We start from the raw sequence: 24,765 nt of genomic DNA, 5'->3' as shown, positions 1-24,765 counted from the left end.
GATCGCTACTGAGTCCGCGTGACGGTCAAGGCTGGTCCCCTGCATCTCCAGCGCTGGGAGTCCTGCGAGCTCGAGCTGTCACGATGACCCCGTGTCCTGTACGTAGACGCGGACTCGGGGTAGGCCACGACACGGGCGAACGAACCCGACGAACTGGACGACAGCACTGCGCCTGACGTGGCGAGGCACGTGTCGGCGAGTGTGGCGGCGGTCGCGAGAGTCGGTATCGCACGGTCAAGGATCATGGGGTCTCCGGCTTTCGAGCTATAAAAGTTACGTGCGATTCTTTTATACAGTGTCGGGGTGGCCTGTGTCACTATCGGATGGCAGTGGAGTCGACGCCGAACAGGCGGCGAGGTGGAAATCCGATATCAAAGTTCGTTCGACTTCACGAGGAGTAAACCTCGATCAAGGGTGCTGCATCGGACCCAACGCAGAATGCCCCCTTCGGGATCGTCGAGAATATCCGAGGCCACCAGCTAATGGCGCATACGTCACGCACGTGGCGGTGCAACACAAACGTAGGCAGCACTCAGGATGCGTCAATTCTATCCTGAATTTGTTGCGCCATAATGTGTTCCGAACTCCTGGCGGCTAGGTAACCCAGCGTGATCGACGTAACTGTGTGGCCGGACTCCATCGCCACACTCAGCATGAGTTCACAGATGCGCGTGACAAAATTCCGGCACTAAGCCTGACATCATCAACTCGATCAGGGTGATGTCGTCAACCTAGGAACCTTCCCCTCAAAGATCTGAACTGGCTGTTTCACCAATCGTTGCGCTGACGTGAACGAGCACGTCAGTACGCACGGTGTGCCTGGCATCCGGTCATCCCTCATCGTTTTCCCTCATCCTTCATTGGCTACTCTCACTGGATCGGTTCGTGTCTGCGGCAGGGGAAGGTGTGGTCTTGACTTCGAGAATCACGGAGGGTGTCTTCTTCAGTGCTCCGGCGGACCTGCCTCGAGGCAGGCACGAGTTGAGTAGGGACAAGGTCCTTTCCGCTCAGCGTGAGCGGCTCATGATCGCGACAACTGAGTTGATGGCGGAGTCCGGATATCAGGGCGTGGCAGTCCGTCGGATAGCCAAGCGCGCGAAGGTCTCACCCGCGGCCTTCTACGAATGTTTCCCCGACAAAGATGCGTGCGTGTTCGCTGCCTACGGTCGGTTCATCGAAGTATTGCTCAACCGCATTCGTGATGTCCTGCCGACCGCATCCTTCACCTGGGATCATCGAACCATCGCAGTGGTGGTCGACGGTTACTTGAGTGCTTTGAATGCAGATCCTGTGGTGGCGAGGGCATTCCAGGTGGAGATGGACACTGTTGGGCGACGCGCACGTGTACAACGCCGAGCGGCGCTGGTGGGCATGGCGCAGGCATTGAAGTCAGAGCGCGAGCGCTCTCCCGGTAACCCGCGCGCACCCCTCAGTGCATATGTGGGCGCGGTATACGCAATCCGACAGCTCGCGTCCGATGCACTGGACGAACCTGAAGAAGGATCGGTTACCGATCTGTCAGCGGAGGCCGGCGTGTGGATCGCTGCAATGCTCTCCTCTGCGCAGGATGGAACGTGACCTGGGCGTTGGGCGCGGAGTAATCGATTAGGCGGTTGATCGCCTGAGCAAGCTCTGTCTGGTCGACAGATTGCGGCAGCTGCAAGTCGAGTGCCGCAATCGGGCGTCGTATCTGGTGACATAACGGCCCACTGCGAGCCGCGCCGCATTCACCGCATGTACCCAACGTCGCTGCATGTTGACCAAATCGGAGGAATTCAAAGCCTTCTGGCCCGGTGGCACGAGAACCGCGACAGTCGACGCGATCATCCGAATCGCCGGGTACGCCCCTGTCTGAACTAACTCACAGAAGGCGGAGCACTTGCCGGTAGCGTCCATCCTCAACCCTGGAAGTACTTGTCCACCACACACCGCGCACTTGGGTATGTGGACCGGAATGCCGACGAAGCCTACCGTCCGCGTCCCAACGAGCAGTGGGGCGCGATGAACGTTGAGCGGACCTCCCCGTGCTCGGAAACTGAATCCGTACCGAATTCCTCGCGGTAGACGGATCTTACTCGGATGACGAGTCTCTCTGAATTCGACTGCAGCGGAGAAGGTTCAGTTCCGGCAGTCGGAGGCGCGGTGGGAAGGGCCCGATCAACTGTTCGAGTACTCTGCCGGCGGGTTCAGGCTGATCGCGCGTATGACAGCGAGGCGAAATGTTCTCAGCGGAACTGAGAAGTCCCGCCCCCGTCCGGAGGCGGGAGCGGGACTCGGGTGTCAGCGAACTCGGCAGCGCGTCAGACTGCTTCCTTTGTCGCCTGCGCTGCGAGGGTGAGCGCGATGTCGACGATCATGTCCTCCTGACCGCCCACCAGACGGCGGCGTCCAGCTTCGAGCAGCAGTGTGCGAACGTCGATTCCGTAGCGCTCCGACGCAGCTTCGGCGTGGCGCAGGAAGCTCGAGTACACGCCGGCGTAGCCGAGAGTGAGGGTTTCGCGATCGACGCGGACCGGCCGGTCCTGCAGCGGTCGGACGATGTCGTCGGCGGCATCCTGCAGGGCGAACAGGTCGCAGCCGTGCTCCCACTCCTCGATGTTGGCGACGGCGATGAAGGCCTCGAGGGGGCAGTTGCCGGCACCGGCGCCGTGACCGGCAAGCGAAGCATCGACGCGGGTGACGCCGTTCTGCACTGCAACAACGGAATTGGCAACCGAGAGCGAGAGATTCTCATGGGCGTGGATACCGATTTCGGTGCCCTCGTCGAGGATGTCGCGGTATGCACGAACACGATCCGCGACGTCGTTCATCACCAGACGTCCACCCGAGTCGGTGACGTAGACGCAGTGCGCGCCATACGATTCCATCAACTTGGCCTGCTTGGCCAGTTCCTCGGCAGGCGCCATGTGGCTCATCATCAGGAAGCCCGAGACGTCCATGCCGATCTCGCGGGCGGTTTCGATGTGCTGCGCGGAGACGTCGGCCTCGGTGCAGTGCGTGGCAACGCGAACCGAGCGCACACCGAGGTCGTAGGCATTCTTGAGTTCACTGATCGTGCCGACACCCGGAAGTAGCAGCGTGGTGAGACGAGCGTGCTCGAGTACCTCGGCCGCTGCTTCGATCCATTCCCAGTCGGTGTTCGAGCCGGGGCCGTAGTTGAGCGAGCCGCCGGCGAGGCCGTCACCGTGTGCTACTTCGATCGCGTCGACGCCGGCAGCGTCTAGAGCTGTGACGATCCGCTTGACGTCGGTGGGCGAAATGCGGTGGCGGACAGCGTGCATGCCGTCACGAAGGGTGACGTCCTGGACGAAGATCTTGCGGTTGCTCACTTGGTTGCTTCCTTCTGCTGGGCGATGCGCTCCGCGATCTGCATTCCGGCGGACGTCATGATGTCGAGATTGCCGGCGTACGCAGGCAGGTAGTGTGCCGCGCCCTCGACCTCGAGGAACACCGACACCTGGTGGGTGGGGCGATTGCCGTCGACGAGCAACGTCTCGACGGGCTGGTCGGCCGGGATCTCGGTGATCTGGACTTCCTGCTTGAGTCGGTAGCCGGGGACATACGCGGAGACGTCGCCGACCATCTTCTCGATCGACTGACGGATCTCGTCGTGAACAGCCGGGTCCGGTGCGTCGACGAGGCAGAAGACCGTGTCGCGCATGATGAGCGGCGGCTCAGCGGGGTTGAGGATGATGATGGCCTTGCCGCGACGAGCGCCGCCGACTGCCACGATCGCCTCGGACGTGGTCTCGGTGAACTCGTCGATGTTGGCGCGCGTTCCGGGGCCGGCCGACTTGGAGGCGATGGACGCGACGATCTCCGCATACGCCACCGGGACGACCCGAGAAACAGCGGCAACCATCGGGATGGTGGCCTGGCCGCCACACGTCACCATGTTGACGTTGGGTGCGTCCAAGTGCTCGTCCGCGTTGACAGCCGGTACGACGTACGGTCCGATCGCGGCAGGCGTCAGGTCGATCATGCGCTTGCCGAGGGGAGCCAGCCGCGCGTTGTTGGCCACGTGAGCCTTTGCCGAGGTGGCGTCGAAGACGATCTCGATCTCGTCGAAGTTCGGCAGACCGACAAGGCCTTCGACGCCTTCTGCCGTGATTGGCACGTTCAGACGCGCGGCGCGAGCGAGGCCGTCCGACGCGGGGTCGATACCGACCATCGCGCCCATCTCCAGGTAGTCGGAGTTGCGCAGCACCTTGATCATCAGATCCGTGCCGATGTTGCCCGATCCGATGATCGCGACCTTGACCTTGCTCATGCGTTGTCCTCTTCGCTGGAGAAACTGGTGGTGACGGAACCGAGCCCGGAGACGGTCACGGTGACTACGTTGCCTGCGGTGACCGGTGCCATGGGGCCGAGAGCGCCGGACAGGATCACCTGCCCTGCGGTCAGCGGCTGCCCCAACTCACGTGCAGTGCGGGCGAGCCAGACGACGGCTTCGATCGGATCGCCCAGGCAGGCGGTTCCGACGCCGGTGGACACCTCGGTGCCGTCGACGGACATCGACATGACGACGCCGGCGGGTTCCACCTCGTCGAGGGTGCGTCGTTCGGTTCCCAGGACGTACACGCCCGAGGACGCATTGTCGGCGACGGTGTCACCGAACTTGATGTCCCACGACTCGATGCGGCTGTCGCAGATCTCGATCGCGGCGACGGCGTAGTCGATCGCACCGCGCACCTGCGCACTGTCCAGCGGTCCGTCCACGAGGTCGGCACCGAGCACGAAGGCAACTTCCGCTTCGACCTTGGGCTGGATCAAACGGCTCATGGGGATGGCGCCGCCGGCGGGGAACTCCATGTCGGCGTACAGCACGCCGAGGTCGGGCTGGTCGACACCGAGCTGCTGCTGGACTGCCACCGAGGTCAGGCCGATCTTGCGGCCTACGACCACGGCCCCCGCCTGCCGACGGATTTCGTCGACGCGGCGCTGGACGGCATAGGCGGCGACGAGGTCGTCGGCGCCGATCAGATCGCGCACGGGCGCGCAGGGAGTGCCGCTCGCGATGGCGGCTGCGAGGCGGTCCGCAGCAGCTGCGATGTCGGTCTCGCTAGCTGTACTGGTATTCGTGGGCTGGCTCATGGCCACTACTTTCGCCGCGGCACCGAGATTGCGCCAGGGAACTGTCTCACTCAGCGATACGCTGGGGAGGTGACTGGCAGCGCAAACCTCGACACCGTGCTCGGCAAGGCGGTGACGATCCTGCGCGCCTTCCGGGCCGACGACCACGTGTTGCCTCTCGCCACCCTGGTCCAGCGGACGGGCCTGCACAAGGCGACGGTGCACCGCCTGGCCAACGAACTGGTCGCGAACCGGCTACTCGACCGTATCGACGGTGGCTACCGGCTCAGCGGCGGCCTCTTCGAACTCGGCATGCTCGCCTCTCTCGAACGGAGCCTCCTGGAGATGGCGATGCCGTTCCTCCAGGACCTGTACGAGCGGACCCACGAGACAGTCCACCTGGGGGTCCGTGACGGCCACGACGTCGTATACGTCGCGAAGATCGGCGGACACCGGCAAGCCAACTCGCCGTCCCGGACCGGTGGCCGGATACCGCTGTATTGCACCGCAATCGGCAAGGCGCTCCTGGCATTCTCCGACAACGAGTTTCGCCGCGAGGTGCTGTCGGAGCCGATGACGCGCCGAACCCCGCACACAATTGTTGCGCCCGGCATTCTCAACACCCAACTGAACCGAGTGGTCGAGACCGGTATTGCGTTCGAGCGCGAGGAATCAGCGCCGGGTCTCGCGTGCGTTGCGGCGCCGGTATTCGGAACCAATGACAAACCCGTCGCGGCCATCAGTGTCACCGGTCCCACCAGTCGCTTCGTCCCCGAGAGTCAGGTGTCCTACGTGCGCGCTGCTGCCGAAGGCCTACACAGCACGATCGCTCGCCGCGAACGATTGCGGTGATCTGGCCGTCCCGACCCGGACGAGCCCGGTCAATGCGTGCGGCAATGGCCCCTCGTGTAAGACGCCGAGACGTTGGGTTGCGCGGGTGAGGGCGACATAGAGTTCAGACGTACCGCGTGGGCCGTCGGCGATGATTCGCTCCGGTTCCACGACGAGCACGGCATCGAACTCCAGGCCCTTCGTTTCCGAAACCGGCACAGCGCCGGGCACACTCGCAGGTCCGATGACGACGCTCGTACCCTCGCGTCCGGCCTCGTCCTGATTGAATTCGTCGATGGCGGAGGCTAGTTCGTCGGCGGATATTTGTCTGGACCACGGTTGGACCCCGCAGGCGCGGACGGACTCGGGTGGCTGGACGTCTGGCGCGAACTCGGCGAGCAAGGCGGCGGCGACGCTCATGATCTCGGCGGGGGTGCGATAGTTCACCGTCAGGGATCGGTAGATCCAGCGGCCGGGGACGTACGGCTCCATCATCGTCGCCCACGAGCGAGCACCTGCGGGTGAACGTCGTTGCGCGAGATCACCTACCACCGTGAAAGACCGGTCCGGGCAGCGGCGCATCAGGACTCGCCAGTCCATCTCGGACAGCTCTTGTGCCTCGTCGACCACGATATGCCTGTACGTCCAGTCTCGGTCAGCAGCAGCGCGTTCGGCGAGCTCCCGGGTATCGCGTTCGACGAAACGATCCGCCAGGTCCTCGGCGTACAGCATGTCCTGGGCGAGAAGGTGGTCCTCGTCGTCCATCAGATCCTCGCGGCTGATCATCATGTCCAGCACGCCCGCTGCATACGCGGCCTCGTCGCGGCGTTCACGTTCGGCACTCTGGTCGACGGGCTTGTCCCGGCCGAGCATGTCCACCAACTCGTCGAGGAGAGGAACGTCGGACACCGTCCAGGCATCACCCTCTCGGCGCAACAGTGTCTCGTCTGCGCCTGCCTTGTGCAGACGTTCCAACGAAGTAAACAGCTGTGTCAGTACCTCTTTCGGTGTGAGGATCGGCCAGAGTGCGTCGAGCGCGGCGGCAAATGCGTCATTCTCCGCCAACTCTGCGGTCAGGTCCGTCCGCACTTGCTCCCAGGCTTCACGGTCACTGCGTGTCAACCACCCCTTGCCGATCCGCGCTATCGCCCGCTCGGTCAGTGCCCAGGTGACGATTTCGGTGAACACAGTCCGAGCGTCGTTGTGGGGGAGTCCGCTCGAACGAGCTTCTTCTCGGGCCCACTCCGCAGTTTCGGCGTCGATTCGCACTGTGACGTCCGCCAATTCGATCAACAACGGGTTCTCGGGCAATCGCTGATGATCGGCAATCGCTGCGCCGAGAACGTCCAGGATCTTCAGCGAGCCTTTGAGCCCAGCGGCCTCAGGAGCGTCCTCGGCGGTGACGCGTAAGCCGGGAACGAGATCACCGGTGGTCATGAACACCACGTCGGACTCGCCCAGTGAGGGCAGTACGCGGCCGATGTGGTTCAGGAATGCCGGGTTCGGCCCGACCACGAGGACGCCGTGACGTTCCATTCGCTCTCGCTGGGTGTAGAGCAGGTAGGCGACGCGGTGCAAGGCGACGACGGTTTTCCCGGTACCGGGGCCACCTTCGATCACCAGCACCCCGGGGTGTTCGAGTCGGACGATGTCGTCCTGTTCGGCCTGGATGGTCGCCACGATGTCCCGCATTCCCTCACCGCGGGGTGCATTGACTGCTGCGAGCAAGGCGGAATCGCTGTGGGTGTCGTGTTCTGCGCCGTCAGGGCGCCCGAGTACCTCGTCGGTGAAATCGACCACGTGTCGACTGCGTGTGTGGAACTGACGGCGTCGACGCATGTTCTCCGGGTTGGCAGCGGTGGCAACGTAGAACGGGCGAGATGCCGGCGCCCGCCAATCGAGCAGCACCGGTTCGTAGTCGTTGTCCGCATCGAGAAGGCCGATTCGGCCGATGTACGAAGTCTCACCAGTCAGCGAGTCCAACCGGCCGAAGCACAGGCCGTTGTCGGCTACGTCCAGCCTCTTCACCTCTTTGGCAAGCGCGCGCACCTCTGCATCGCGTTCCATGAGTGCTTCGCCGTTTCCGCGCAGAGCGGTGCTGTACCTGCCCTTGACTCGGGCGCGCTCCGCATCGAGGCGTGCGTAGAGCCCCTCCACATAGTTCCGCTCGGAACGCAGTTCTTCTTCGTATCCCTGGATTGGCACGTGCCCTCACTTCCGCTGACTGTTCCGATCCCGTAGTAGGTCGTGCGGGATCGGAAGAGCCATTCTGCGGCACTACCCGGGCCTTGCCGCAAGGCCCCCGGTGAGATATACATTGATAGTGGAAGGGAGTGTCGATCCTCCCCCGCTTTTTCCCACAGATCCTCTCGCAACCCCCAGACTGGTGCACGGCTCCGCGCCTGGTCGATGTTTGGACCCCGAGTGCCACGGGTACAAATGCAGTGACCGGTGTTCCAAAATCGGTTCCCCTCATGAACTTACGTGGATCGAGGGATTGTGAAGGCGATACTGGCAACGGCCGCGAGCATCCTTCTGGTGGTTGCCTTGGCCGTCGCCGTCTTGCTTCTCCTTTCCGGATCACCGCGCGAAGGTACTTCGCACGAGCTCGCCGATACGGTTCACACGATCGGTGGGAAGCCGACAACCTGCACCGAGTTGTTCGGTGAAACATGCAGCTTTGCTTTGCAGTCGGACTACAACCAGTGGGGACAAAACCTCGAGGGTTTTGTCAATGCCGGGACCCTCGGACCTTTCGCCCGCAGTATCGGCTTCGTGGCGGAGGCGAAACTGAGCTTGCAGGCATGCGAGGTCAGCGCAACCGCCGGGCGGACGATTCTCGATTTCTACACTCTCGCCGAGATCGACCACCCCACGGCCACCACCACCGACCTCTTCCCCTTCTGGAACGAGTCCCGCCAATTCCTGTGCCCGGTAAACAGTTTCTGAGAATGCTGTCTGCTATTTGAGATGTTCGAGACGCGTCGCTCGCTCGGAGCCAGGTTGGGCGCAAGCGCGCGAATCGTGGACAGCGTTCCGCCCACGGGGGGATCGGTCTGTAACTGGCTCATGAGCACTGAATAACACACGAGAGTGAACGGCACTCCCCTCGGTGGCCGCTTCTTGTACGCGTTGCGGCGTGTCGGTGCACGGATGTTTATGCGAATTTCGACGGGGTAGGGCCTTCTGTGTGGGATTCCTAACTGTGTGGGATCCCTGAGCAACAATCCGAAACGTATTGGAGGGTCAACGTGCCAGATGACAAGAGCGGTCCCAGCGAGGGAATCAAAGGCGTCGTAGAGGACGTCAAGGGTAAGGCCAAGGAAGCCGTGGGTGCGGTTTCCGGAAACGACAGTTTGACCCGAGAGGGCCGCGCCCAGCAGGACAAGGCCGAAAGCCAGCGAGAAGTCGCGAAGAAAGAGGCAGAAGCCGAGAAGGCTCGCGCAGAAGCGGCCGCGGACGAAGCGCGACAGAAGTCCGAGCAATAGCCCTGACGCACTCGTCACCCTCGGCCTGGGATTGATCCCAGCCCGGGGGTGAGTCGTGGCTCCGCGTTCAGTTTGAAATCTCTACTTACATAAGGCGTAACAAGATTCTTGCGCCCAGCATGACGATCAAGAGGAGCTGTTCGATGCCTTCATCTCAGTCCGTTCCAGGTGCACCGGCCCCGAAAGCGCCCGACCTGAAAGAGCCGGTCAAGCCTCGACAGCCGTTGCCGCCCAAAGATGACCAGCGGCAGCCGGAGGTGCGTACCGTCGCGGGTGCCGAGGAGAAGGTGAAGGGAAACGGTCGCGGCCAGCGGGGGGAGTACCTCACCACCGCAACCGGTACACGTCTCTACGAGACCGACCACTCACTCACTGCCGGCGAGCGCGGCCCGACTCTTCTTCAAGACCACCACCTGCGTGAGAAGATCACACACTTCGATCACGAGCGAATTCCGGAGCGCGTCGTCCACGCCCGCGGGGCGGCTGCACACGGAACGTTCCTGGCGAATGGCGCGGCCGAAAACATCTGTAAAGCATCGGTGTTCGCTTCCGGTGCTCGAACCCCGGTGTTCGTGCGGTTCTCGACGGTGCTGGGTTCACGAGGTTCGGCGGACACCGTACGCGACACACGCGGTTTCGCCACCAAGTTCTACACCGACGAAGGTGTCTTCGACCTGGTGGGCAACAACATCCCGGTGTTCTTCATTCAGGACGGCATCAAATTCCCGGACATCATCCATGCCGCGAAGCCCCACCCGGACCGCGAGATTCCGCAGGCGCAGAGCGCGCACGATACTTTCTGGGATTTCGTGTCGCTGCACACCGAGGCCACGGCGCACACATTGTGGAACATGTCCGATCGCGGCATCCCGCGCTCCTATCGCATGATGGAGGGCTTCGGTATTCACACGTTCAGGCTCGTGAATGCCGAGGGCGAGACGAATCTGGTGAAATTCCACTGGAAGCCGGCCGCCGGAGTGCATTCACTCGTGTGGGAGGAAGCGCAGATCGCCGGCGGTGTGGATCCGGATTTCCATCGACGCGATCTTGCCGACGCCATCGAGGCGGGTGCGTATCCGTCCTGGGATCTGGGCGTGCAGGTGTTCCCTGATACCGAAGACGAAATGTTCGAAGGCATAGATCTATTGGATCCCACCAAGATCGTGCCCGAAGAACTCGCGCCGGTTCAGGTCATCGGAACGATGACACTCGACGCCAATCCGACGAACTTCTTCGCCGAGACCGAGCAGGTTGCATTCCATCCGGGCCACTTGGTTCCGGGTGTCGACATCACCAACGATCGTCTCCTGCAGGCACGTTTGTTCTCGTACCTCGACACCCAGATCACGCGACTCGGTGGCCCCAATTTCGATCAGATCCCGATCAACCGGCCTCACGCGCCTGTCAACGACATGCTTCGCGACGGCTTTCATCAGGACGGTGTACATACCGGAGTTGCGCCGTACCATCCCAATTCGTTGGACGGTGGGTGCCCGTTCTTGGCCTCGGCGGACAGCGCGGCCTATATCGAGGTGCCCGAGCAAGTTTCAGGGCGAAAGGTGAGGCAGGCGCCGGCGTCGTTCGACGATCACTTCTCGCAAGCTCGACTCTTCTATCGAAGTCTCTCCCCTGTCGAACAGGAGCACGTCGCGCAGGCGTATACCTTCGAATTGGGCAAGTGCTACGAGGAGAACATCAAGACCCGGAATCTGGGCATCTTGGCGAACATCGATGCGGGTCTCGTGTCGATCGTCGCAGGGGGGCTTGGCCTTCCGGTACCCGAACCGACCGAGCCGTTGAGTGATCCGGAGCTCAGCCCTGCACTGTCCCAGGTCGGTGCGGAATGGCCGGTAGACGGAAGGATCATCGCACTACTGGTCGATGAGAACTCCGATCTCGAAACGGTTGTCGCCGTTCGAGACAAGATCTTCGACGCCGGCATGGTGCCGCTGATCCTCGGCCCGCACGGCGGAACCATCGGGGACGGTGACGACGCGGTGACGGTGCAGCGAACGTACCTCACAGCTCGTTCGATCGAATTCGATGCAATCCTGCTGAGCGGCGACGTTTCTCGGATCGGCGAGGGCAAGTTGGATCCACGGGTGGAGACTCTGCTGAACGAAATGTATCGTCACAGCAAGGCAATTGGTGGTTGGGGCGAGAGCATGAGTGCGCTGGCTGCGGCCGGTATCGACGAGTCTGCATTGGGAGTCGTCGTCGATGCAGATGCGGAAGGAGCGCTCGCCTCGCTGGCTCAGCTTCTGAAGACGCACCGCGTGTGGGGGCGTTTCGAGGTGCCGCCTACATCCTGAGTGCCGACGTACGTTCGAACCTGCGGTGTGGCCGAATTGCCAGTTCGGCCACACCGTCGGAGTGAAGACGAGTGAAGGGACGAAACAGTGGCTCGCAAGGACTCACAACCTCAACTCAAGGATCAAGAACTCTACGAAGAGCTACGCGAGAAGGGCGATTCCAAGGAGAAGGCGGCCCGAATCTCCAATGCGGCCGCCAATCGAGGGCGGTCGAATGTCGCCAAGTCCGGCGGACAATCCTCGCCGTACGAGGAGTGGACAGTCGACGAGCTGAAGAAACGTGCCAAGGAACTCGATCTGCACGGCTATTCGAAGCTGAACAAGGGTGAGCTGATCGAGCAACTCCGCACTCACTGAGCTGTGTTCTGCTCGAGTCGTATTCTGCTTGTGCAGAATACGACTCGAGCGGTCGGTTCAGTGCCCTTCTTGATCGAAGAGTTCCTGACCTTCCAGTCGTTTGACCCGTCGGTGTTCCATCAAGATGGCCAGTGTTCCGACGATGAAGGACACCACGCACACGACGCCGGCAATGACTGCCCAACCACGAAATCCGTAACCTGCTGCCACCAAGGTCAATCCGAGTGTTGCCAGACCCAGCCCGATCAGCAGGTATCCGGGATAGTTGCGACCGTCGCTGATTGCCTCCCCTACGTGCGATCGATTTGTGTGTTCGTCATCTACCGGTGAACTTTCGCTCGCGTTTGTCACGGCACACTCCATCCTGAGCTCATGAAGACTTGCGATTCTTCGCTCGTCGTCGGTCCACAGGGCAACTACCCGATCGGTGACTGGATGAAACGGTCGGAGTAGTGCCGAAAGGGGTAGAAGGTCGTACGCTCGAAGTATCGGAAGTGGATGAAAACCGGTGCGAGGAAGGCCTATGAACGCGAAGCCGACTCCCGACATATTCTCGGTAGGTACACCGACTCTCGGTGTCGAAGAGGAGTTCTTGCTCTGCGATCCGCAGACTGGACATCCCACTCTGCGCAACTCCGAGGTTGCTGCCGCCGGGCGGGAACTCGGTATCTCGCTGCAACTCGAACTCACGCGCTGTCAGGTGGAGACGTCCACGTCGATCGGAAACCATATTCGTGATCTTCGTGATCAACTCTGTGAGTCGCGTGCCGTCACCGCCGACGCCGCTGCCCGTGTGGGTTGTCAACTCATCGCAGTCGGGACGCCGTTCTACGATCCGCCGGTAGACGAGATCACTCAAACGTCGCGATACCAGCGAATGGCCGGTCAATTCGGAGCGATCACCGAAGGTGTGATGTGTGGTTGCCACATTCATGTCGGTGTGGAAGATCGAGAACGATCGGTCCAGATCATCAACCATCTGCGCCCATGGTTACCGACCTTGTTGGCACTGACGGCGAACTCTCCGATCAGCGCCGGTCGCGATACCGGTTATGCGAGTTGGCGTTACGTTCTGTTCGGCCGATGGCCCAGTTCGGGTCCGCCGCCCTACTTCGAGTCCGTGGCGCACTACGAAGATGCTGTTGCAGCAATGCTGGAGACAGGGGTCATTCTCGATCCACACATGGTCTATTGGGATGTGCGCATGTCGGATCACCTTCCCACCGTGGAGATTCGGATCAGCGACGTGCCCGCCACCGTGGAGGAGACGATGACTCTGGCCACACTGGTGCAGGCACTCGTCGGTACGGCATCCGCCGCGATCACGAAAGGTGAAGCAGCGCCTGCTGTCGATCACGAGCTACTCCGCGCGGCTTGCTGGCGGGCGGCGCGTGACGGACTCGACGGGAGGTCGCTGGACGTGGAATCCGTGCGCTTGCTGACTGCACACCAGGCGGTTCGGCAATTGGTGGATCACGTCGAACCTGCGTTGACTGCATTCGGAGAATTCGAGCAGGTCACGGCCTCCTTGGACAAGGTGTTCAGCAACGGAAACGGGGCGATCGTGCAGCGTCGTCAACTCACGCGTCGGTCACGTGTAGCTGATGTGATCGACGAGTGCGCTCGACGCACTTTCGAAGGGTGCAGTTCGCAAGGGGGCAGTGAACTGTAAGGCACGGTTGGAATGGGCATTCAAGAACTTTCAATGTCTTGTCGAAGTCACCGATCGGACTGCAGGAGGAGGAACATATGAATGGCGATCCACGACCCGAGCTTCCGTCGGGCAAGGATCTCGACGATATGTGCAGGCAATTGGCTGCGGCAGTAGAGGAACACGGTCTGTCGGTGGCGACGGCGGAATCGTTGACTGCCGGGAACATCGCCGCACATCTGGGAAAGGCGCCGGACGCCGGATCGTGGTTTTGTGGTGGGATCGTCGCGTACACCCGCGAGGTGAAACATTCCGTACTTCATGTTCCGGACGGGCCAGTGGTCTGCGAAGAGGCAGCCAGGGTCATGGCGCACAGCACCGCCACACTGATGGGTGCGTCGCTAACGCTGGCCGTCACCGGTGAAGCCGGTCCTAATACCCAGGAGAACGTTCGACCCGGAACTGTGTGGTTCGGAGTCGTCGACCATGGGACCGCCGAAACGGAGAAGCAGGTTTTCTCGGGCGACCCCGAAGCTGTCCTCGGTGCAACTGTCGAGCACGCGATCCAACTACTTCTGCGTCACGCATCCGGTCGCCACACACCGAGTTCGAGAGTTGTGAACTAGTCGAGTTTTCAACTCTTCGAACGGTTCTTCTTGTGACGACCTGTGTGTTTCGCAGGCGCCTGCGCGGTTGGAACCAGATGACCGTCGGCCGTGTATTTTTCGACTACGAGGTTCTTGCTGACTCCTCGGTTCGCATCCACTGCGCAAGTGATTGCTTCCTTGTCGGAATTGAAAGGTTCCTCGGTCGAAGAGCCGTCGGGCATCGTGATTTTGTACCGATCCATACATCGACTATTGCGGGTTGATCCGTCTCCGACAACCCGAGTTCACGGAAATATCGGTCTGGGAGTCAGGCGGATCAGCGGGTCCAATACTCTTCGGGACGTTGACCCGGACGGAATCCGTAGTGCGCGAGCATCGCGGTCGCTTCCGGAAAATTGGCTGCCAGAGCTTCGGGCACATGTGCATCGCTGCCGAATGTCACCACTTTACCTCCCTCTTCGCCCCACCATTGGGGTATCCAGGGCCACAGCCGACGGGTGTTCATCTCGAGGATCCGGTCGCTGTCGGCGATGGCGCGCATCGCATTTCGGAATCCCTCTTCGAATCGACGGGGATCGAAAGGTCCGGCACTTTCGATCGGCCATGCACGCACCGCGTAGTCGATATGGGCGAACACCTCGAAGGTCCGAGAGCCAGCCACCATACGCCGGATCTCATCGAGGTATGCCCACATGACTTCGTCGGCGCTCCACTTTCGAAACAGAGTGTTCGGTTCACTCCGATCGTCGCCGACCTCAAGCGTGTGCAAGGAACCCACTACCCGGTCGATGACACCGAGATCAAGGAGGTGCGACGCCTGCGCTTCGTGCAGGTGCGGTTGTCCGAACTCGACGCCGGTGAGTATCCGCAATTCAGGAAAACGGTGTCGGCATCGTTCGATGCTGTCGAGATAGCCGTCGACGTCGAGGATCGGTGCGCGGACATAGCCGTCGGTGCTCAGCAGGTGATGTTGATGGGGCATCAGATCTGCGGCGGTTGTGCGCCACCGAGCATCGAAGTCGAGATGCTCGGTGAACACCAACGCCGGCAATCCGATTGCTTCGGCACGCGCGCAAGTTTGTTGCATTCGTCCGGATGCGTGCGACAGCGGTCCGCCGGTGTCCCACGACCACTCGCTGTGAACATGACTGTCCGCGGGTAGTTGCATGTTCAGTTCGTACCAGAGCCGGGAGTTTCGAGGGGCGGTTAAAGCTCGGACTGTCGCGCGAATTCGCTCTGTGCAGTGGTTCCCCAGATCTCGGAGGACTGAGTCTCGGGCTCGCTGTCCAGCTTTCGGACGTCGTGAATGAACTCCACACCGTGCAGTTCGTCGGACGGAACCGACAGAAGCTTGCACGTGGTGCTGACGAAGAATCGCTGGACATCTTCCAACTCGAGACGCCCACCGGGCCGGTACCAATGCGCGACCCCGGTACACATCTCGAGTATCGCGAGTCGGCTCAATGCCAGATCTTCGATGTCGAAGGCGCCCACGCGTTGTCCGCGTTCGAGGATCTGTCCGAAAAGTTGCTCGTACTCGTCGCGCAGGGTCTGCAACTCGATGCGGTTGTCTCCGGTCAACCCGCGCATCTCGTACTCGGCGACGCGGGCAGTCAGTTGGTTGACGGCGGTAATGCCGACGTGTGACGACACCAGGCCGGCGAGCTGGACTACGGGATCGGCGCTTCGGCGCATTGCCCGCTCTCCCGACTGCGTCAGCTCGTCGAGGCAAGACCGAATGATCGAGGCCAACAGTGACTCTTTGCTGCCGACGTAGTGGTAGAGCGTTGCCGAGTTGATGCCGGCTTCGGCTCCGAGCTCACGAATGCCGGTGGCGGCGAATCCTTTCGTCGCGAACAGCGTGACTGCCGCCCGTTGAACGCGCCCCAGGTCCATGATCCTCATTTCGGTTGGTTGCCCAATCATGCTAGCATCGCCGCCGAAATCGACCGGCTGTCAATCAGTCGATTGATAGCTGTTTGTGTACTGGCAAATTGCATCTCAACTAATCAATCGATCGATTGAAATACGCTTGACTGTGCCCTGGGTCACTGCATAGTCTCCTTGTCGAGCCTCCCTCTCGGTGCGAGAGCTAACAGGGCACTCCATACAAGGAGCAATGACATGAACGACGCGAATCCCCCATCTCCCGCAACTGTCGACAGGCCTGCCCTGCGGCGTGTGGCCGGATCGGTTCTGGTCGGCACCACGATCGAGTGGTACGACTTTCAGATCTACGGCGCCTCCGCCGCGTTGGTCTTTGCGCCGCTGTTCTTTTCGGACGCAGACCCCGCGCTGGCGACAATTCTTTCCTTCGCCACCTTCGCGGTCGGCTTCCTGGCGCGGCCACTCGGCGGTGTTGTGATGGGCCACTTCGGCGACCGCATCGGACGCAAGAAGGTCTTGGTGCTCGCACTTCTCTTGATGGGAGCAGCGACGTTCCTGGTCGGCGTCCTTCCGACCTCCGCCCAGATCGGTGTGTGGGCCCCGATTCTTCTCGTATTGCTGAGACTGATTCAGGGCTTCGGCGTCGGGGGTGAGTGGGGCGGTGCAGTTCTGACTGCTGTGGAATACGCACCCAAGAACCGCCGCGGTTTCTACGGCAGTATGCCGCAGGTCGGTGTGCCTGCTGGCCTTCTGCTGGCGACGGCCGTCATGTTCGGCACCAAGGCGCTCACCGGGGACCAATTCCTGGTGTGGGGGTGGAGAATTCCCTTCCTGCTGAGTATCGCGTTGGTCGCCGTCGGGCTTTACATTCGCACCGCGTTGGAAGAGACTCCCGCATTCGCTCGCGTGAAGCAGCAGAACACTGCGGTCAAGATTCCGATGGTCGACGCGTTCAAGAACTACCCTCGTCAAATCATTCTTGCCGCAGGTTCGATGATCAGCACGGGCGCTTACTTCTACATCCTCAACACCTACAGCCTGACCTACGCCGATCAGTTCGATCTGCTGTCCGGAAACCTCATGCTCGGAGCGGTCATGGTGTCCGCGCTCGTTGCAGTCATCTTCATTCCGATCTTCGGTCAACTGTCCGAAAAATTCGGCCGACGCCGGATCCTGATGGTCGGCATCACCGGCATGGGAGTGTGGGTCTTCGTTGCATTCGCCGCGATAGATACCGGCAACTTCTGGATCACCACCGGCGCATTGGCAGTCGGCGCATTCATGCTCAGCATCTCGTACGGGCCGCAGGCGACGTTCATCGCGGAACTGTTCGACGCACGGGTGCGGTACAGCGCAGCGTCCATCGCTTTTCAGATCGGGGTGCTCTTGGGTGGTGCAATCGCGCCGATGGTTGCCGCCATGTTGGTTCGCGCAACCGGCGGATCGTTTGCGGTCGCTGTGTATATCGCTGCACTGTCGGTTATTTCGCTGATCAGCGTCTACTTCGTCCGTGACACCGACCTCGACGAAGGAAGTCGCGACATGTACATCGATGACAACGGGGCGTATCTGCCGCCGGTCGATCAACGCTCCACGGTTGTCAACTAATAGAGGAAACTTCAATGATCACAAAGAGTTTCGAAGAGATCTCTGTCGGAGACATTGCGGTGACGGACCCGCGGGTCGTCACCGAAGACTATGTGCGAAGTTTCGCCGACCTCACCTGGGACCGCCATCCTCTTCACCTCGACCCCGACTACGCGCAGCAGACGCGCTTCGGTCGCCAGATCGCCCACGGTGCTCTCATGTTGTCCACCTTGCTCGGTCTGGTGGAGTTGGACCCCCGTTACCTGCAGTGCTTCTACGGGCTCGATCAGGTCAGATTCCACCGGCCGACTTACCTCGGCGACTCGGTGCATGCGGTGTCGGAAGTGCTGTCGGTGCGCCCTCGCTCGGACGGTGAGACCGCGATCGTGACGTCGAAAGGCTCACTCGTCAACCAAGACGGAGACCTTGTCTTCTCCGGCGAATTCTCATTCCTGGTAGGCGAGACCCATTCCCTCGACCTCGAAGTGGGTGCTCGGTGAGTTCTCGGCGGCATATGTCATGGTGGCAGGACCTCGAAGCAGAACACTTCGAATGGGCTGTGCCCGAGCACTTCAACATTGCGCACGCATGTGTCGATGTACAGAATCCCGATGATCTGGCCCTCGTCGTAGACACCGGTGGGCACTGGGCGCGGTACACATTCGGTGAAGTCGCCACGATGAGCCGAAAGTTCGCGACCGTGCTCGCGGATCTCGGCCTGGTCTCAGGCGATCGCGTCGGTGTGATGGTCCCACAGGGAATCGAGGTTCTGGCGACACATCTGGGCGCCTTCCGATCCGGAATGGTCACCGTTCCACTTTCGGTCAAGTTCGGATCGGATGCGTTAGTACATCGGATGCGTGACTCCGGCGCGAAAGTTCTTGTGGTCGAGAAGGACTGCTATGAGAGAGTTGCCGACGGAATCGGTGAGATACCGGGTCTCGAAGCCGTAATCGTGGTCGGAAGGCTCGATCGGCTCTCCGATTCGACGCCCGTGCAAATCCTCGATTTCCACAGCCTCGTCGACGATGCCGCAGAAAGTAGTGAACTGGTAGCCACGGGCCCCGATTCACATGCCATCATCATCTACACCTCAGGGACGACCGGGAATCCGAAAGGCGCGCTCCACGGGCACCGAATTCTCCTGGCGCACATGCCCGGTATGCGGACGGCGTTCGACAATGCTCCGCAGCTGGGAGACGTCTTCTGGACGCCGGCAGACTGGGCCTGGATCGGTGGTTTGTTCGACGTACTGTTCCCCGCACTTGCGTTGGGGTGCCCCGTAGTTGCGACGCCCGACAAATTCACGCCTTCGCGTGCGGTCGAGATTCTGAGCCGTCACAAGGTGACGGGCGCCTTCATTCCTCCCACTGCCCTCAAGCAGATGCGAAGCATCGGCGTCGACAAGACTGCTGCGCGTGGTATTCAGCTGCGGGCATTGGGAACCGGTGGTGAGGCACTCGGTGACGCGCTGCAAGCCTGGGTTGCGAGCACTCTCGGCGTAGCTGTCAACGAGTTCTACGGGCAGACGGAAATGAATCTGACCATCGGCACGTCGCGGTCGAAGTGGAGTCCCGCCAGCGGTTCGATGGGCCGCGCCTTCCCCGGCTTCGAAGTCACCCTCCTCGATCCACTCGGCGAGCCGGTCGAGATTGGTGAGGTAGGCGAGATCTGTGTGAAGGCAGGCAACCCCGGACAGTTCCTCGGATATTGGAACCAGCCGTCGAAGACCGATGAAAAGGTGTACGACGGTTGGATTCACACCGGTGATCTGGGTCGGACTGATGACGCCGGGAACTTCTGGTACCAGGGACGTGCCGATGACGTCATTTCGTCCGCGGGGTACCGAATCGGCCCCGGAGAGATCGAAGAGTGCCTGCTCTCGCACGACGAGGTAGCCATGGCAGGTGTCATCGGTGTTCCGGACCCGTTGCGCGGCGAAGCGGTTCACGCTTTTGTCGTACTGTCCGAGGGGTCGAACTCCTCGGAGGAGCTCCGTCAGGAGTTGCAGACCCACGTGAAAAGTCGCCTTGCTTTCTACCAGTACCCGAGGGAGATCACGTTCATCGACAGCTTGCCGCTCACCACTACCGGCAAGATCCTCCGACGTGAACTCCGAGCGCTGGCCACCTCCGCGAACGGACTCGGCTAGCCGAGGGCTACATGTTGGGTAGGACCACGACGAAGAACCAGCCGCTCAGTGCCAGACCGATGAATCCGGTGAAGAGGCCGACTATTGCATCCCATGGCAGCTGGCGGGCATTCGAGAGCAGATGCCCGCCAGACTTCTTCGGGTGACGTCGGAGCGCGAAGATTCCTGTTGTGATCGCGCCGACGCCCAGCAGGATGCCGAAGCCGAAAGCCCAGAACAGGAGTACCGACAGCGCGCCGAGCATCTCAGACCGCTCACTCCAGCGTGCGATGCGCTGTGTTTCGGTGGGCGGAGGCCACTTGTGTGAAGGCGACAGAGCTGCTCCGAAACGGCGGGTGTGGTGACGAATTGACTGGTCGCTGAGAAACATTGTCCACCACGCCTGGAGTTGAGTCGATGTGCCGCTGGTATGTACTCGTCTACCCCGTCTTCGCGGATGTATTCCGCTGATTTCGAGGCTAGGTGGTTGCCGCTTCTTCCCAGGAGTTTCCATTCCACACGATGGAGATGGGGTATTCGTTGTTGACCCCGTTTTCCCAGTAGTCGATGACGCCGTGGCGCTCCGATTCGAGTTCGATCCAGCCGATGCTGAATCCCCCTCGAAGTACGCGTTGAGCCCGGCGGTCGATCTTGTCCAGGGAACTGCAGAGTCCTCGCACGCGGGAGTCGATCCAGCCCGCAGAGGCATCAAGAACGGTGATCTCGACGATGCTCGCGTCGCTCAGCGGAATCTCGATGAGAAGCTCGCCGGAATCTCGTACCTCTCGAGTCGATCGATTCTCGTAGGCGTGCAACAGCTCTCGCGGTTCGAACACCGAAGGGTCGCCGTCGGACCGTCGAGACCAACCGAAACGCTGCACGGACACATTGTCTCCCACGAATTGCAGGAATGTCATTCGATGTGAATGAGGCCGTCCAGGGCGTCCAGTACCCGGTCCAGCCCGAACTCCCAGGCCGCCTCGGGGCTGTACGGGGAGTTCTTGGCCTCGCCGGCCGCCCCTCCGACTCGCTGCGCCAGCGGGAAGTCGTCGCCGAGATAAGCAGCCAGACGCTGGTTCCAGGACGACCACACCTCGGCCATGTCGGCTGCTCGGGGGTCAGGGCGCCGCGCTTGCGCCGAGGATCGGGCGAAGTCGGCGACAAATGTCAGGGCGGAGTCCCGGTCGATGTCGCTCAGTCCCGTGCCGTCGAAGGCGTGAAGTTCGTGGTCGTACTTCGCGATAGTTCCCGGACCCAACGCGGAGCGCTGATCGGAGATGTCCAGGAGCCACCAATGCTCCGTATAGAGGGCAAGTTCTTCCTCGGCGACCCGACGCACACGTTGGCGCCAGGTCATGTTCCCGTACGGCAGGAGTGGGCTGTGTCCGTGTACGGCGTCGACCATGAGCACCAGCAGATCGTCGCGGGATCCGACGTGGGTGTACACCGCCATGCCCGAGATTCCGAGTTCGGCGGCCAATCGGCGGACCGTCACGGCGTCGAGGCCGTCGGTATTCGCGACGGAGATCGCGACGTCGACCGCCTGTGAGGTGGTGACCTTCGCTCGCGGGCCGCGGGTGCCACCCTTCGGCGCGAGGGGGTGATCGCGCCAGAGCAGGTCGATCAGTTCGCGTGCCATCAGTCGTCTCCAGAAATCGGGAATACCTCAACGGTGGTATACCTTATACGGTGCATACTGTATGCACTGCATAAGGTTTATCGATCACGGGAGGCCCACGATGAAAATCACCAGCACTGCTCTGTCCTTGAACGTCGCCGACACCGACGCATCGGCAGACTTCGCGAAAACCCATTTCGGTTTCACCGAGGCCATGGCCGATGACGGCTTCGTTTCCCTGAATCATCCGGATGCCGGGGTCAACGTGGTCTTCCTGCGCACCGGGCTCGGGACGTTCAAGCCCGACTTCGTCGCAGGTCCGGCCGGTCAAGGCTTGCTCATTGCATTCGTGGTCGACGATGTCGACGCCGAGTTCGCCCGCATCGCTGCTGAAGGTGCCTCCGTCGTCACCGAACCGGAGACGGAACCGTGGGGTGAGCGTTACTGCCAGTTCGTCGACGCCAACGGAATCGTGTGGCAACTCGTTCAGTGGGTGTGAAGAACCCGAGCGCTCGGCTCCGCGGCGCGCGGCACAGAACGTAACCAGAGGGCGCGTTCGACGGACTGGGCTTGGAAGCGCTGCGGTGAGATCCCGTGCGCAGTGCGAAACGCTCGGCTGAATGCGGGCAGGTGCGCGTAACCCAGGTTCCTCGACACCGTGCCGGGTGCAACCCCGAGTTGGAGTTGGGTGCGTGCCTGGGTCATCCGTGAAAGCGATCGCCACTGCGGATACGTGGTGCCGGTTTCGATACGGAACTCCCGGCGCAGCGTGGCTGCGTCAGTACCGAACTCTTGCGCCCACTCGTCCAGAGTGCGAGGGTCGGCCGGGCGGGCGGCGGTCGTCGCTGCCAGTCGTGTGGCAATCGAAGCGGCGGGCGAGGTGTTCGAAACCGGTTGTGCAAGAGGGCCGGTGGCGATGATGTCGAATGCCATGGCGCTGTCGTGGCCGCGCGGGCGCAAGGGCGTGTAGGCGGCGACGAAAGTGTGCAGCAATGCCAACTCGTCAGCGGGGGAGAACTGCACGGTCTCGAGGGCGTCGGCAGATACGGTCGACCCGTTCGAGGAACGGAAGCCGAGCGGCAGAAGCAGTGAACCAGTCGGAACCGTGACGGTATTGAGGACGCCTGCAGGAAGAATCATGGCCTCTCCGGTGCGCAGTTCCCAGCTGCGGTCCGCGACGTCCACCCGGGCTTGGCCTCGGTAGACCCACACGGCGACGTGGGCGCCGTTGACGCGCGGCCACGTCGCATTGGCCGGTATCGGCGGCGCTGTTTCCCCGGGCTGCCTGGTCTCTGCGAGCATGCGGACCAATGCTTGATCGTTGTCGGTGTCCACGCTGCGATCGGTTGGACCGGAGAGGGCCCGGCGGCGATAGTCGCTCGGGCTCTCTCCCATCTGGGACCGGAACGCACGCGTGAATCCGCTGCCCGTTTCGAAGCCGACTTCGTTTGCAATCCAACCGATCTCGCGGTCCTGCTTCAGGTACTCCAACGACGCGGCGATCCGAGCTCGAAGCCGCCAGCGCGTGAAGGTGAGGCCGGTTTCTTCCACGAAGTATCGCTGGAGCGTTCGAATGCTGATCCCGGCACGCTTCGCGAATTGTGCCTCGGTGTCGTCGGTGCCAGGTGTTCGCAACAGGGCGTGCGCGATCTCGAACGCTTCCCGTGATTGCGGCAATTGCGGCAGCGAGGTGGCCCCGTCGTCGGCCCGGGTAATCATTTCGAACAAGGACGACGGGTGTGCAGCGTCGCCGCGCAGATAGCCCAGGTTGTGAACGAACTCGTGGATCAGTCTGTCTTCCCATCCGGGCGGAACGCGCAGACGCGTCACGGTAGCCGGCCCGGCGCTGACGCCGTTCGAGGGCGGAAGCAGGATGGGAAACGCGACGGAATCCGAGTCCGTCTCCATCGAATGTCGCACGCCCGCAGGGATCCACAACAACTCGCCCGCCGGCACCTCGTAGACGGTCGATCCGGTCCTGACGCGTCCACTACCTGCGAGAACCCAGAACAACAGCGGTGAGCGGCCGATGCTTGGCTCGGTGCGGCAGGCGCGGATCGGCCCCAAGTCGATTGCGTCCGACCTTCCCGATAGTGGTAACACGTTGGCGCTCCTGGACAACCCTTGCGACTTAAGTATGGCTAACTTTACCTCTGCCGACTGTGTTCGCAGCGGCGCACTCTCGTATCTTCAGAAAGCCACATACTCATGCGCAGATCTCTACGCCCGGCGGCGGCAGTACTCGCCGCGGTCGTCGCCCTCGCTCTTGCCGGCTGCTCGAATTCGTCAGGTAGTGACACCGGAACCGAGGGCACCCAGGGAACCTCCGGGGCCACCGAGGGCTGGCCGCGCACCGTCGATCACGGCGGCCGTAGTACCGAGATCACTGCAAAGCCGACTCGGATCGTGTCCACCTCGCCGTCGTTGACCGGCACGCTGCTTGCGATCGGAGCGCCGGTGGTCGCGAGTGCGGCGACAACGCCGTCGGGAATGACCGATGACCAGGGGTTTTTCTCCCAGTGGTCGGGCGTGGCGGCTGATCGTGGCGTCGCGGTGCTCTACCGAAATCTCGAGCTGGACCTCGACGCGATCGAGACCTTCGAGCCCGATCTGATCATCGGCTCCGCTAACGGCGGCGACTCGACACTCGATGCCTACTCACAGCTGAGCGACATCGCACCCACTGTTCTTCTCGACTACGGCGCCAGCTCCTGGGAGGAGCTCGCTGATCAGCTCGGGACTGTCACCGGACTCGAGAGCGAGGCCGCCAAAACCGTCGACGAATACGACAGCTGGGTCACCACCCAAGCCGCGAAGATCAAACTTCCCGAGCAGCCGGTGACGGCACTGGTCTACATGGGTGCCGACGGTGTCTGGACGTTCCGAGCCGACAGCCCGCAGGGCAATCTGCTGGCCTCGCTCGGCTTCACCTATGCCGAGCCCGCCGAGCAGTTTGTCGCTCCGGACAAGCGGGGTGCCTCCGGCGTCGCGATCGTCAGCTCCGAAAACATGTCTGCCGCACTAGACGGGGCGCAGACGCTGTTTGCCGTCTCGATGGGGCCCAAGGACGTGGAGAAGCAACTCGCGGCCGACCCGCTCCTTGCGAATCAACCTGCGGTCAAGGGTGATCGGGTATACGCGATGGGAACGGCAGCCTTCCGTCTCGACTACTTCAGTGCAAAGCAGACGGTCGAGTCGCTGGTGTCCACGTTCGGTGGATGA

At 61.8% G+C, this 24,765-nt stretch carries 24 protein-coding genes; 13 read left to right on the top strand and 11 right to left on the bottom strand.

Annotation, left to right across the window (positions count from 1 at the left end; translation table 11 throughout):
• The first annotated feature begins 912 nt into the window (after nt 1-912).
• Nucleotides 913-1,578 (top strand): TetR/AcrR family transcriptional regulator, encoded by a 666-nt coding sequence (locus A0W34_RS27945; protein ID WP_081558887.1) that lies wholly within the window; start codon nt 913-915, stop codon nt 1,576-1,578.
• 722 nt (nt 1,579-2,300) lie between these two features.
• Here A0W34_RS27945 and dmpG read toward each other — a convergent pair.
• The 3 genes from dmpG to A0W34_RS27930 are packed head-to-tail and all read right to left on the bottom strand — an operon-like array spanning nt 2,301 to nt 5,094.
• Nucleotides 2,301-3,329, bottom strand: coding sequence for a 4-hydroxy-2-oxovalerate aldolase (dmpG, locus tag A0W34_RS27940; protein ID WP_081558632.1), 1,029 nt, complete (start codon nt 3,327-3,329; stop codon nt 2,301-2,303).
• Complete coding sequence (locus A0W34_RS27935; protein WP_003943168.1) at nt 3,326-4,270, bottom strand: acetaldehyde dehydrogenase (acetylating); 945 nt, start codon at nt 4,268-4,270, stop codon at nt 3,326-3,328. The genes dmpG and A0W34_RS27935 overlap by 4 nt, the downstream gene beginning before the upstream one ends.
• A complete protein-coding gene (locus A0W34_RS27930) occupies nt 4,267-5,094 on the bottom strand; it encodes a 2-keto-4-pentenoate hydratase (RefSeq protein WP_007735684.1) in 828 nt (275 codons plus the stop codon). Before A0W34_RS27930 ends, A0W34_RS27935 begins: the two co-directional genes overlap by 4 nt.
• 69 nt (nt 5,095-5,163) lie before the next feature.
• Between A0W34_RS27930 and A0W34_RS27925 the strand changes: the two genes are divergently transcribed.
• On the top strand, nt 5,164-5,925 hold the full coding sequence (locus A0W34_RS27925) for an IclR family transcriptional regulator (RefSeq protein ID WP_003942865.1): 762 nt from the start codon (nt 5,164-5,166) through the stop codon (nt 5,923-5,925).
• On the opposite strand, the gene helR is transcribed toward A0W34_RS27925, so the two are convergent.
• Nucleotides 5,887-8,103 carry an RNA polymerase recycling motor ATPase HelR gene (helR, locus tag A0W34_RS27920; RefSeq protein WP_442971952.1) on the bottom strand — a complete coding sequence of 739 codons (2,217 nt, stop codon included), beginning with the start codon at nt 8,101-8,103 and terminating at the stop codon, nt 5,887-5,889. The two genes, A0W34_RS27925 and helR, sit on opposite strands and share 39 nt — an antisense overlap.
• Before the next feature lie 285 nt (nt 8,104-8,388).
• Here helR and A0W34_RS27915 point away from each other — a divergent pair, with 285 nt between their 5' ends.
• The 4 genes from A0W34_RS27915 to A0W34_RS27900 all read left to right on the top strand — a co-directional run bounded on the left by A0W34_RS27915 (nt 8,389) and on the right by A0W34_RS27900 (nt 12,061).
• Nucleotides 8,389-8,853, top strand: coding sequence for a hypothetical protein (locus tag A0W34_RS27915; protein WP_225320190.1), 465 nt, complete (start codon nt 8,389-8,391; stop codon nt 8,851-8,853).
• A gap of 302 nt (nt 8,854-9,155) precedes the next feature.
• On the top strand, nt 9,156-9,392 hold the full coding sequence (gene mbp1, locus A0W34_RS27910; RefSeq protein ID WP_003943084.1) for a microaggregate-binding protein 1: 237 nt from the start codon (nt 9,156-9,158) through the stop codon (nt 9,390-9,392).
• A 143-nt stretch (nt 9,393-9,535) separates the two neighbouring features.
• On the top strand, nt 9,536-11,704 hold the full coding sequence (locus A0W34_RS27905) for a catalase (protein WP_081558630.1): 2,169 nt from the start codon (nt 9,536-9,538) through the stop codon (nt 11,702-11,704).
• An 87-nt stretch (nt 11,705-11,791) separates the two neighbouring features.
• Entirely contained in the window at nt 11,792-12,061 is a 270-nt protein-coding gene (locus tag A0W34_RS27900) for a DUF7218 family protein (RefSeq protein ID WP_003943161.1), read from the top strand.
• A gap of 57 nt (nt 12,062-12,118) precedes the next feature.
• On the opposite strand, the gene A0W34_RS27895 is transcribed toward A0W34_RS27900, so the two are convergent.
• A complete protein-coding gene (locus A0W34_RS27895; protein WP_007735689.1) occupies nt 12,119-12,424 on the bottom strand; it encodes a hypothetical protein in 306 nt (101 codons plus the stop codon).
• A 160-nt stretch (nt 12,425-12,584) separates the two neighbouring features.
• On the opposite strand from A0W34_RS27895, the gene A0W34_RS27890 reads away from it, so the two are divergent.
• Together A0W34_RS27890 and A0W34_RS27885 are read left to right on the top strand one after the other, a co-directional pair.
• Nucleotides 12,585-13,733 carry a glutamate--cysteine ligase 2 gene (locus tag A0W34_RS27890; RefSeq protein ID WP_064073391.1) on the top strand — a complete coding sequence of 383 codons (1,149 nt, stop codon included), beginning with the start codon at nt 12,585-12,587 and terminating at the stop codon, nt 13,731-13,733.
• A gap of 77 nt (nt 13,734-13,810) precedes the next feature.
• The gene (locus tag A0W34_RS27885; protein WP_081558629.1) at nt 13,811-14,338 is read left to right on the top strand and encodes a CinA family protein; all 528 of its coding nucleotides are present in this window, start codon (nt 13,811-13,813) and stop codon (nt 14,336-14,338) included.
• A gap of 298 nt (nt 14,339-14,636) precedes the next feature.
• Here A0W34_RS27885 and A0W34_RS27875 read toward each other — a convergent pair whose 3' ends face one another.
• Entirely contained in the window at nt 14,637-15,488 is an 852-nt protein-coding gene (locus tag A0W34_RS27875; RefSeq protein ID WP_081558628.1) for a PHP domain-containing protein, read from the bottom strand.
• A gap of 38 nt (nt 15,489-15,526) precedes the next feature.
• A complete protein-coding gene (locus tag A0W34_RS27870) occupies nt 15,527-16,225 on the bottom strand; it encodes a TetR/AcrR family transcriptional regulator (RefSeq protein WP_225320187.1) in 699 nt (232 codons plus the stop codon).
• A gap of 219 nt (nt 16,226-16,444) precedes the next feature.
• Here A0W34_RS27870 and A0W34_RS27865 point away from each other — a divergent pair, with 219 nt between their 5' ends.
• From A0W34_RS27865 to A0W34_RS27855, 3 genes are read left to right on the top strand one after another with little or no spacing between them, the layout of a single operon-like run.
• Nucleotides 16,445-17,815 carry an MFS transporter gene (locus A0W34_RS27865; protein WP_081558627.1) on the top strand — a complete coding sequence of 457 codons (1,371 nt, stop codon included), beginning with the start codon at nt 16,445-16,447 and terminating at the stop codon, nt 17,813-17,815.
• A 14-nt stretch (nt 17,816-17,829) separates the two neighbouring features.
• Nucleotides 17,830-18,294 carry a MaoC family dehydratase gene (locus tag A0W34_RS27860; RefSeq protein WP_003943225.1) on the top strand — a complete coding sequence of 155 codons (465 nt, stop codon included), beginning with the start codon at nt 17,830-17,832 and terminating at the stop codon, nt 18,292-18,294.
• A 14-nt stretch (nt 18,295-18,308) separates the two neighbouring features.
• Nucleotides 18,309-19,946: an AMP-binding protein gene (locus A0W34_RS27855; RefSeq protein ID WP_050654957.1), complete on the top strand. Its 1,638-nt coding sequence runs from the start codon at nt 18,309-18,311 to the stop codon at nt 19,944-19,946.
• Nucleotides 19,947-19,953: 7 nt separating this feature from the next.
• Here the strand turns inward: A0W34_RS27855 and A0W34_RS27850 are convergent, their stop codons facing one another.
• From A0W34_RS27850 to A0W34_RS27840, 3 genes are all read right to left on the bottom strand, one after another.
• Nucleotides 19,954-20,316 carry a hypothetical protein gene (locus tag A0W34_RS27850; RefSeq protein WP_225320185.1) on the bottom strand — a complete coding sequence of 121 codons (363 nt, stop codon included), beginning with the start codon at nt 20,314-20,316 and terminating at the stop codon, nt 19,954-19,956.
• Nucleotides 20,317-20,404: 88 nt separating this feature from the next.
• Nucleotides 20,405-20,842, bottom strand: coding sequence for a hypothetical protein (locus A0W34_RS27845; RefSeq protein ID WP_007735701.1), 438 nt, complete (start codon nt 20,840-20,842; stop codon nt 20,405-20,407).
• Nucleotides 20,839-21,564: a TetR/AcrR family transcriptional regulator gene (locus A0W34_RS27840; protein WP_007735703.1), complete on the bottom strand. Its 726-nt coding sequence runs from the start codon at nt 21,562-21,564 to the stop codon at nt 20,839-20,841. Before A0W34_RS27840 ends, A0W34_RS27845 begins: the two co-directional genes overlap by 4 nt.
• A gap of 100 nt (nt 21,565-21,664) precedes the next feature.
• On the opposite strand from A0W34_RS27840, the gene A0W34_RS27835 reads away from it, so the two are divergent.
• The gene (locus A0W34_RS27835; protein WP_030537422.1) at nt 21,665-22,042 is read left to right on the top strand and encodes a VOC family protein; all 378 of its coding nucleotides are present in this window, start codon (nt 21,665-21,667) and stop codon (nt 22,040-22,042) included.
• Here A0W34_RS27835 and A0W34_RS27830 read toward each other — a convergent pair.
• Entirely contained in the window at nt 22,030-23,646 is a 1,617-nt protein-coding gene (locus A0W34_RS27830; RefSeq protein ID WP_081558626.1) for a helix-turn-helix domain-containing protein, read from the bottom strand. The genes A0W34_RS27835 and A0W34_RS27830 overlap by 13 nt on opposite strands.
• Nucleotides 23,647-23,751: 105 nt before the next feature.
• Between A0W34_RS27830 and fepB the strand changes: the two genes are divergently transcribed.
• On the top strand, nt 23,752-24,765 hold the full coding sequence (gene fepB, locus A0W34_RS27825) for a Fe2+-enterobactin ABC transporter substrate-binding protein (protein ID WP_075834821.1): 1,014 nt from the start codon (nt 23,752-23,754) through the stop codon (nt 24,763-24,765).

This window comes from Rhodococcus sp. BH4 (genome assembly GCF_002079265.1).
GTDB classification, from domain to species: Bacteria; Actinomycetota; Actinomycetes; order Mycobacteriales; family Mycobacteriaceae; genus Rhodococcus_F; species Rhodococcus_F qingshengii.
Note: the sequence above shows the minus strand (reverse complement) of the source record. Positions and strands in the feature narration are given on the sequence as shown.

Bases quoted from the DNA above. Each gene is read 5' to 3' on its own strand.
- A0W34_RS27935 (WP_003943168.1), bottom strand. From the start codon at position 4,270: ATGAGCAAGGTCAAGGTCGCGATCATCGGATCGGGCAACATCGGCACG.
- A0W34_RS27930 (WP_007735684.1), bottom strand. From the start codon at position 5,094: ATGAGCCAGCCCACGAATACCAGTACAGCTAGCGAGACCGACATCGCA.
- A0W34_RS27905 (WP_081558630.1), top strand. From the start codon at position 9,536: ATGCCTTCATCTCAGTCCGTTCCAGGTGCACCGGCCCCGAAAGCGCCC.
- A0W34_RS27895 (WP_007735689.1), bottom strand. From the start codon at position 12,424: ATGGAGTGTGCCGTGACAAACGCGAGCGAAAGTTCACCGGTAGATGAC.
- A0W34_RS27890 (WP_064073391.1), top strand. From the start codon at position 12,585: ATGAACGCGAAGCCGACTCCCGACATATTCTCGGTAGGTACACCGACT.
- A0W34_RS27885 (WP_081558629.1), top strand. From the start codon at position 13,811: ATGAATGGCGATCCACGACCCGAGCTTCCGTCGGGCAAGGATCTCGAC.
- A0W34_RS27875 (WP_081558628.1), bottom strand. From the start codon at position 15,488: ATGCAACTACCCGCGGACAGTCATGTTCACAGCGAGTGGTCGTGGGAC.
- A0W34_RS27870 (WP_225320187.1), bottom strand. From the start codon at position 16,225: ATGAGGATCATGGACCTGGGGCGCGTTCAACGGGCGGCAGTCACGCTG.
- A0W34_RS27865 (WP_081558627.1), top strand. From the start codon at position 16,445: ATGAACGACGCGAATCCCCCATCTCCCGCAACTGTCGACAGGCCTGCC.
- A0W34_RS27860 (WP_003943225.1), top strand. From the start codon at position 17,830: ATGATCACAAAGAGTTTCGAAGAGATCTCTGTCGGAGACATTGCGGTG.
- A0W34_RS27855 (WP_050654957.1), top strand. From the start codon at position 18,309: ATGTCATGGTGGCAGGACCTCGAAGCAGAACACTTCGAATGGGCTGTG.
- A0W34_RS27850 (WP_225320185.1), bottom strand. From the start codon at position 20,316: ATGTTTCTCAGCGACCAGTCAATTCGTCACCACACCCGCCGTTTCGGA.
- A0W34_RS27845 (WP_007735701.1), bottom strand. From the start codon at position 20,842: ATGACATTCCTGCAATTCGTGGGAGACAATGTGTCCGTGCAGCGTTTC.
- A0W34_RS27840 (WP_007735703.1), bottom strand. From the start codon at position 21,564: ATGGCACGCGAACTGATCGACCTGCTCTGGCGCGATCACCCCCTCGCG.
- A0W34_RS27835 (WP_030537422.1), top strand. From the start codon at position 21,665: ATGAAAATCACCAGCACTGCTCTGTCCTTGAACGTCGCCGACACCGAC.
- fepB (WP_075834821.1), top strand. From the start codon at position 23,752: ATGCGCAGATCTCTACGCCCGGCGGCGGCAGTACTCGCCGCGGTCGTC.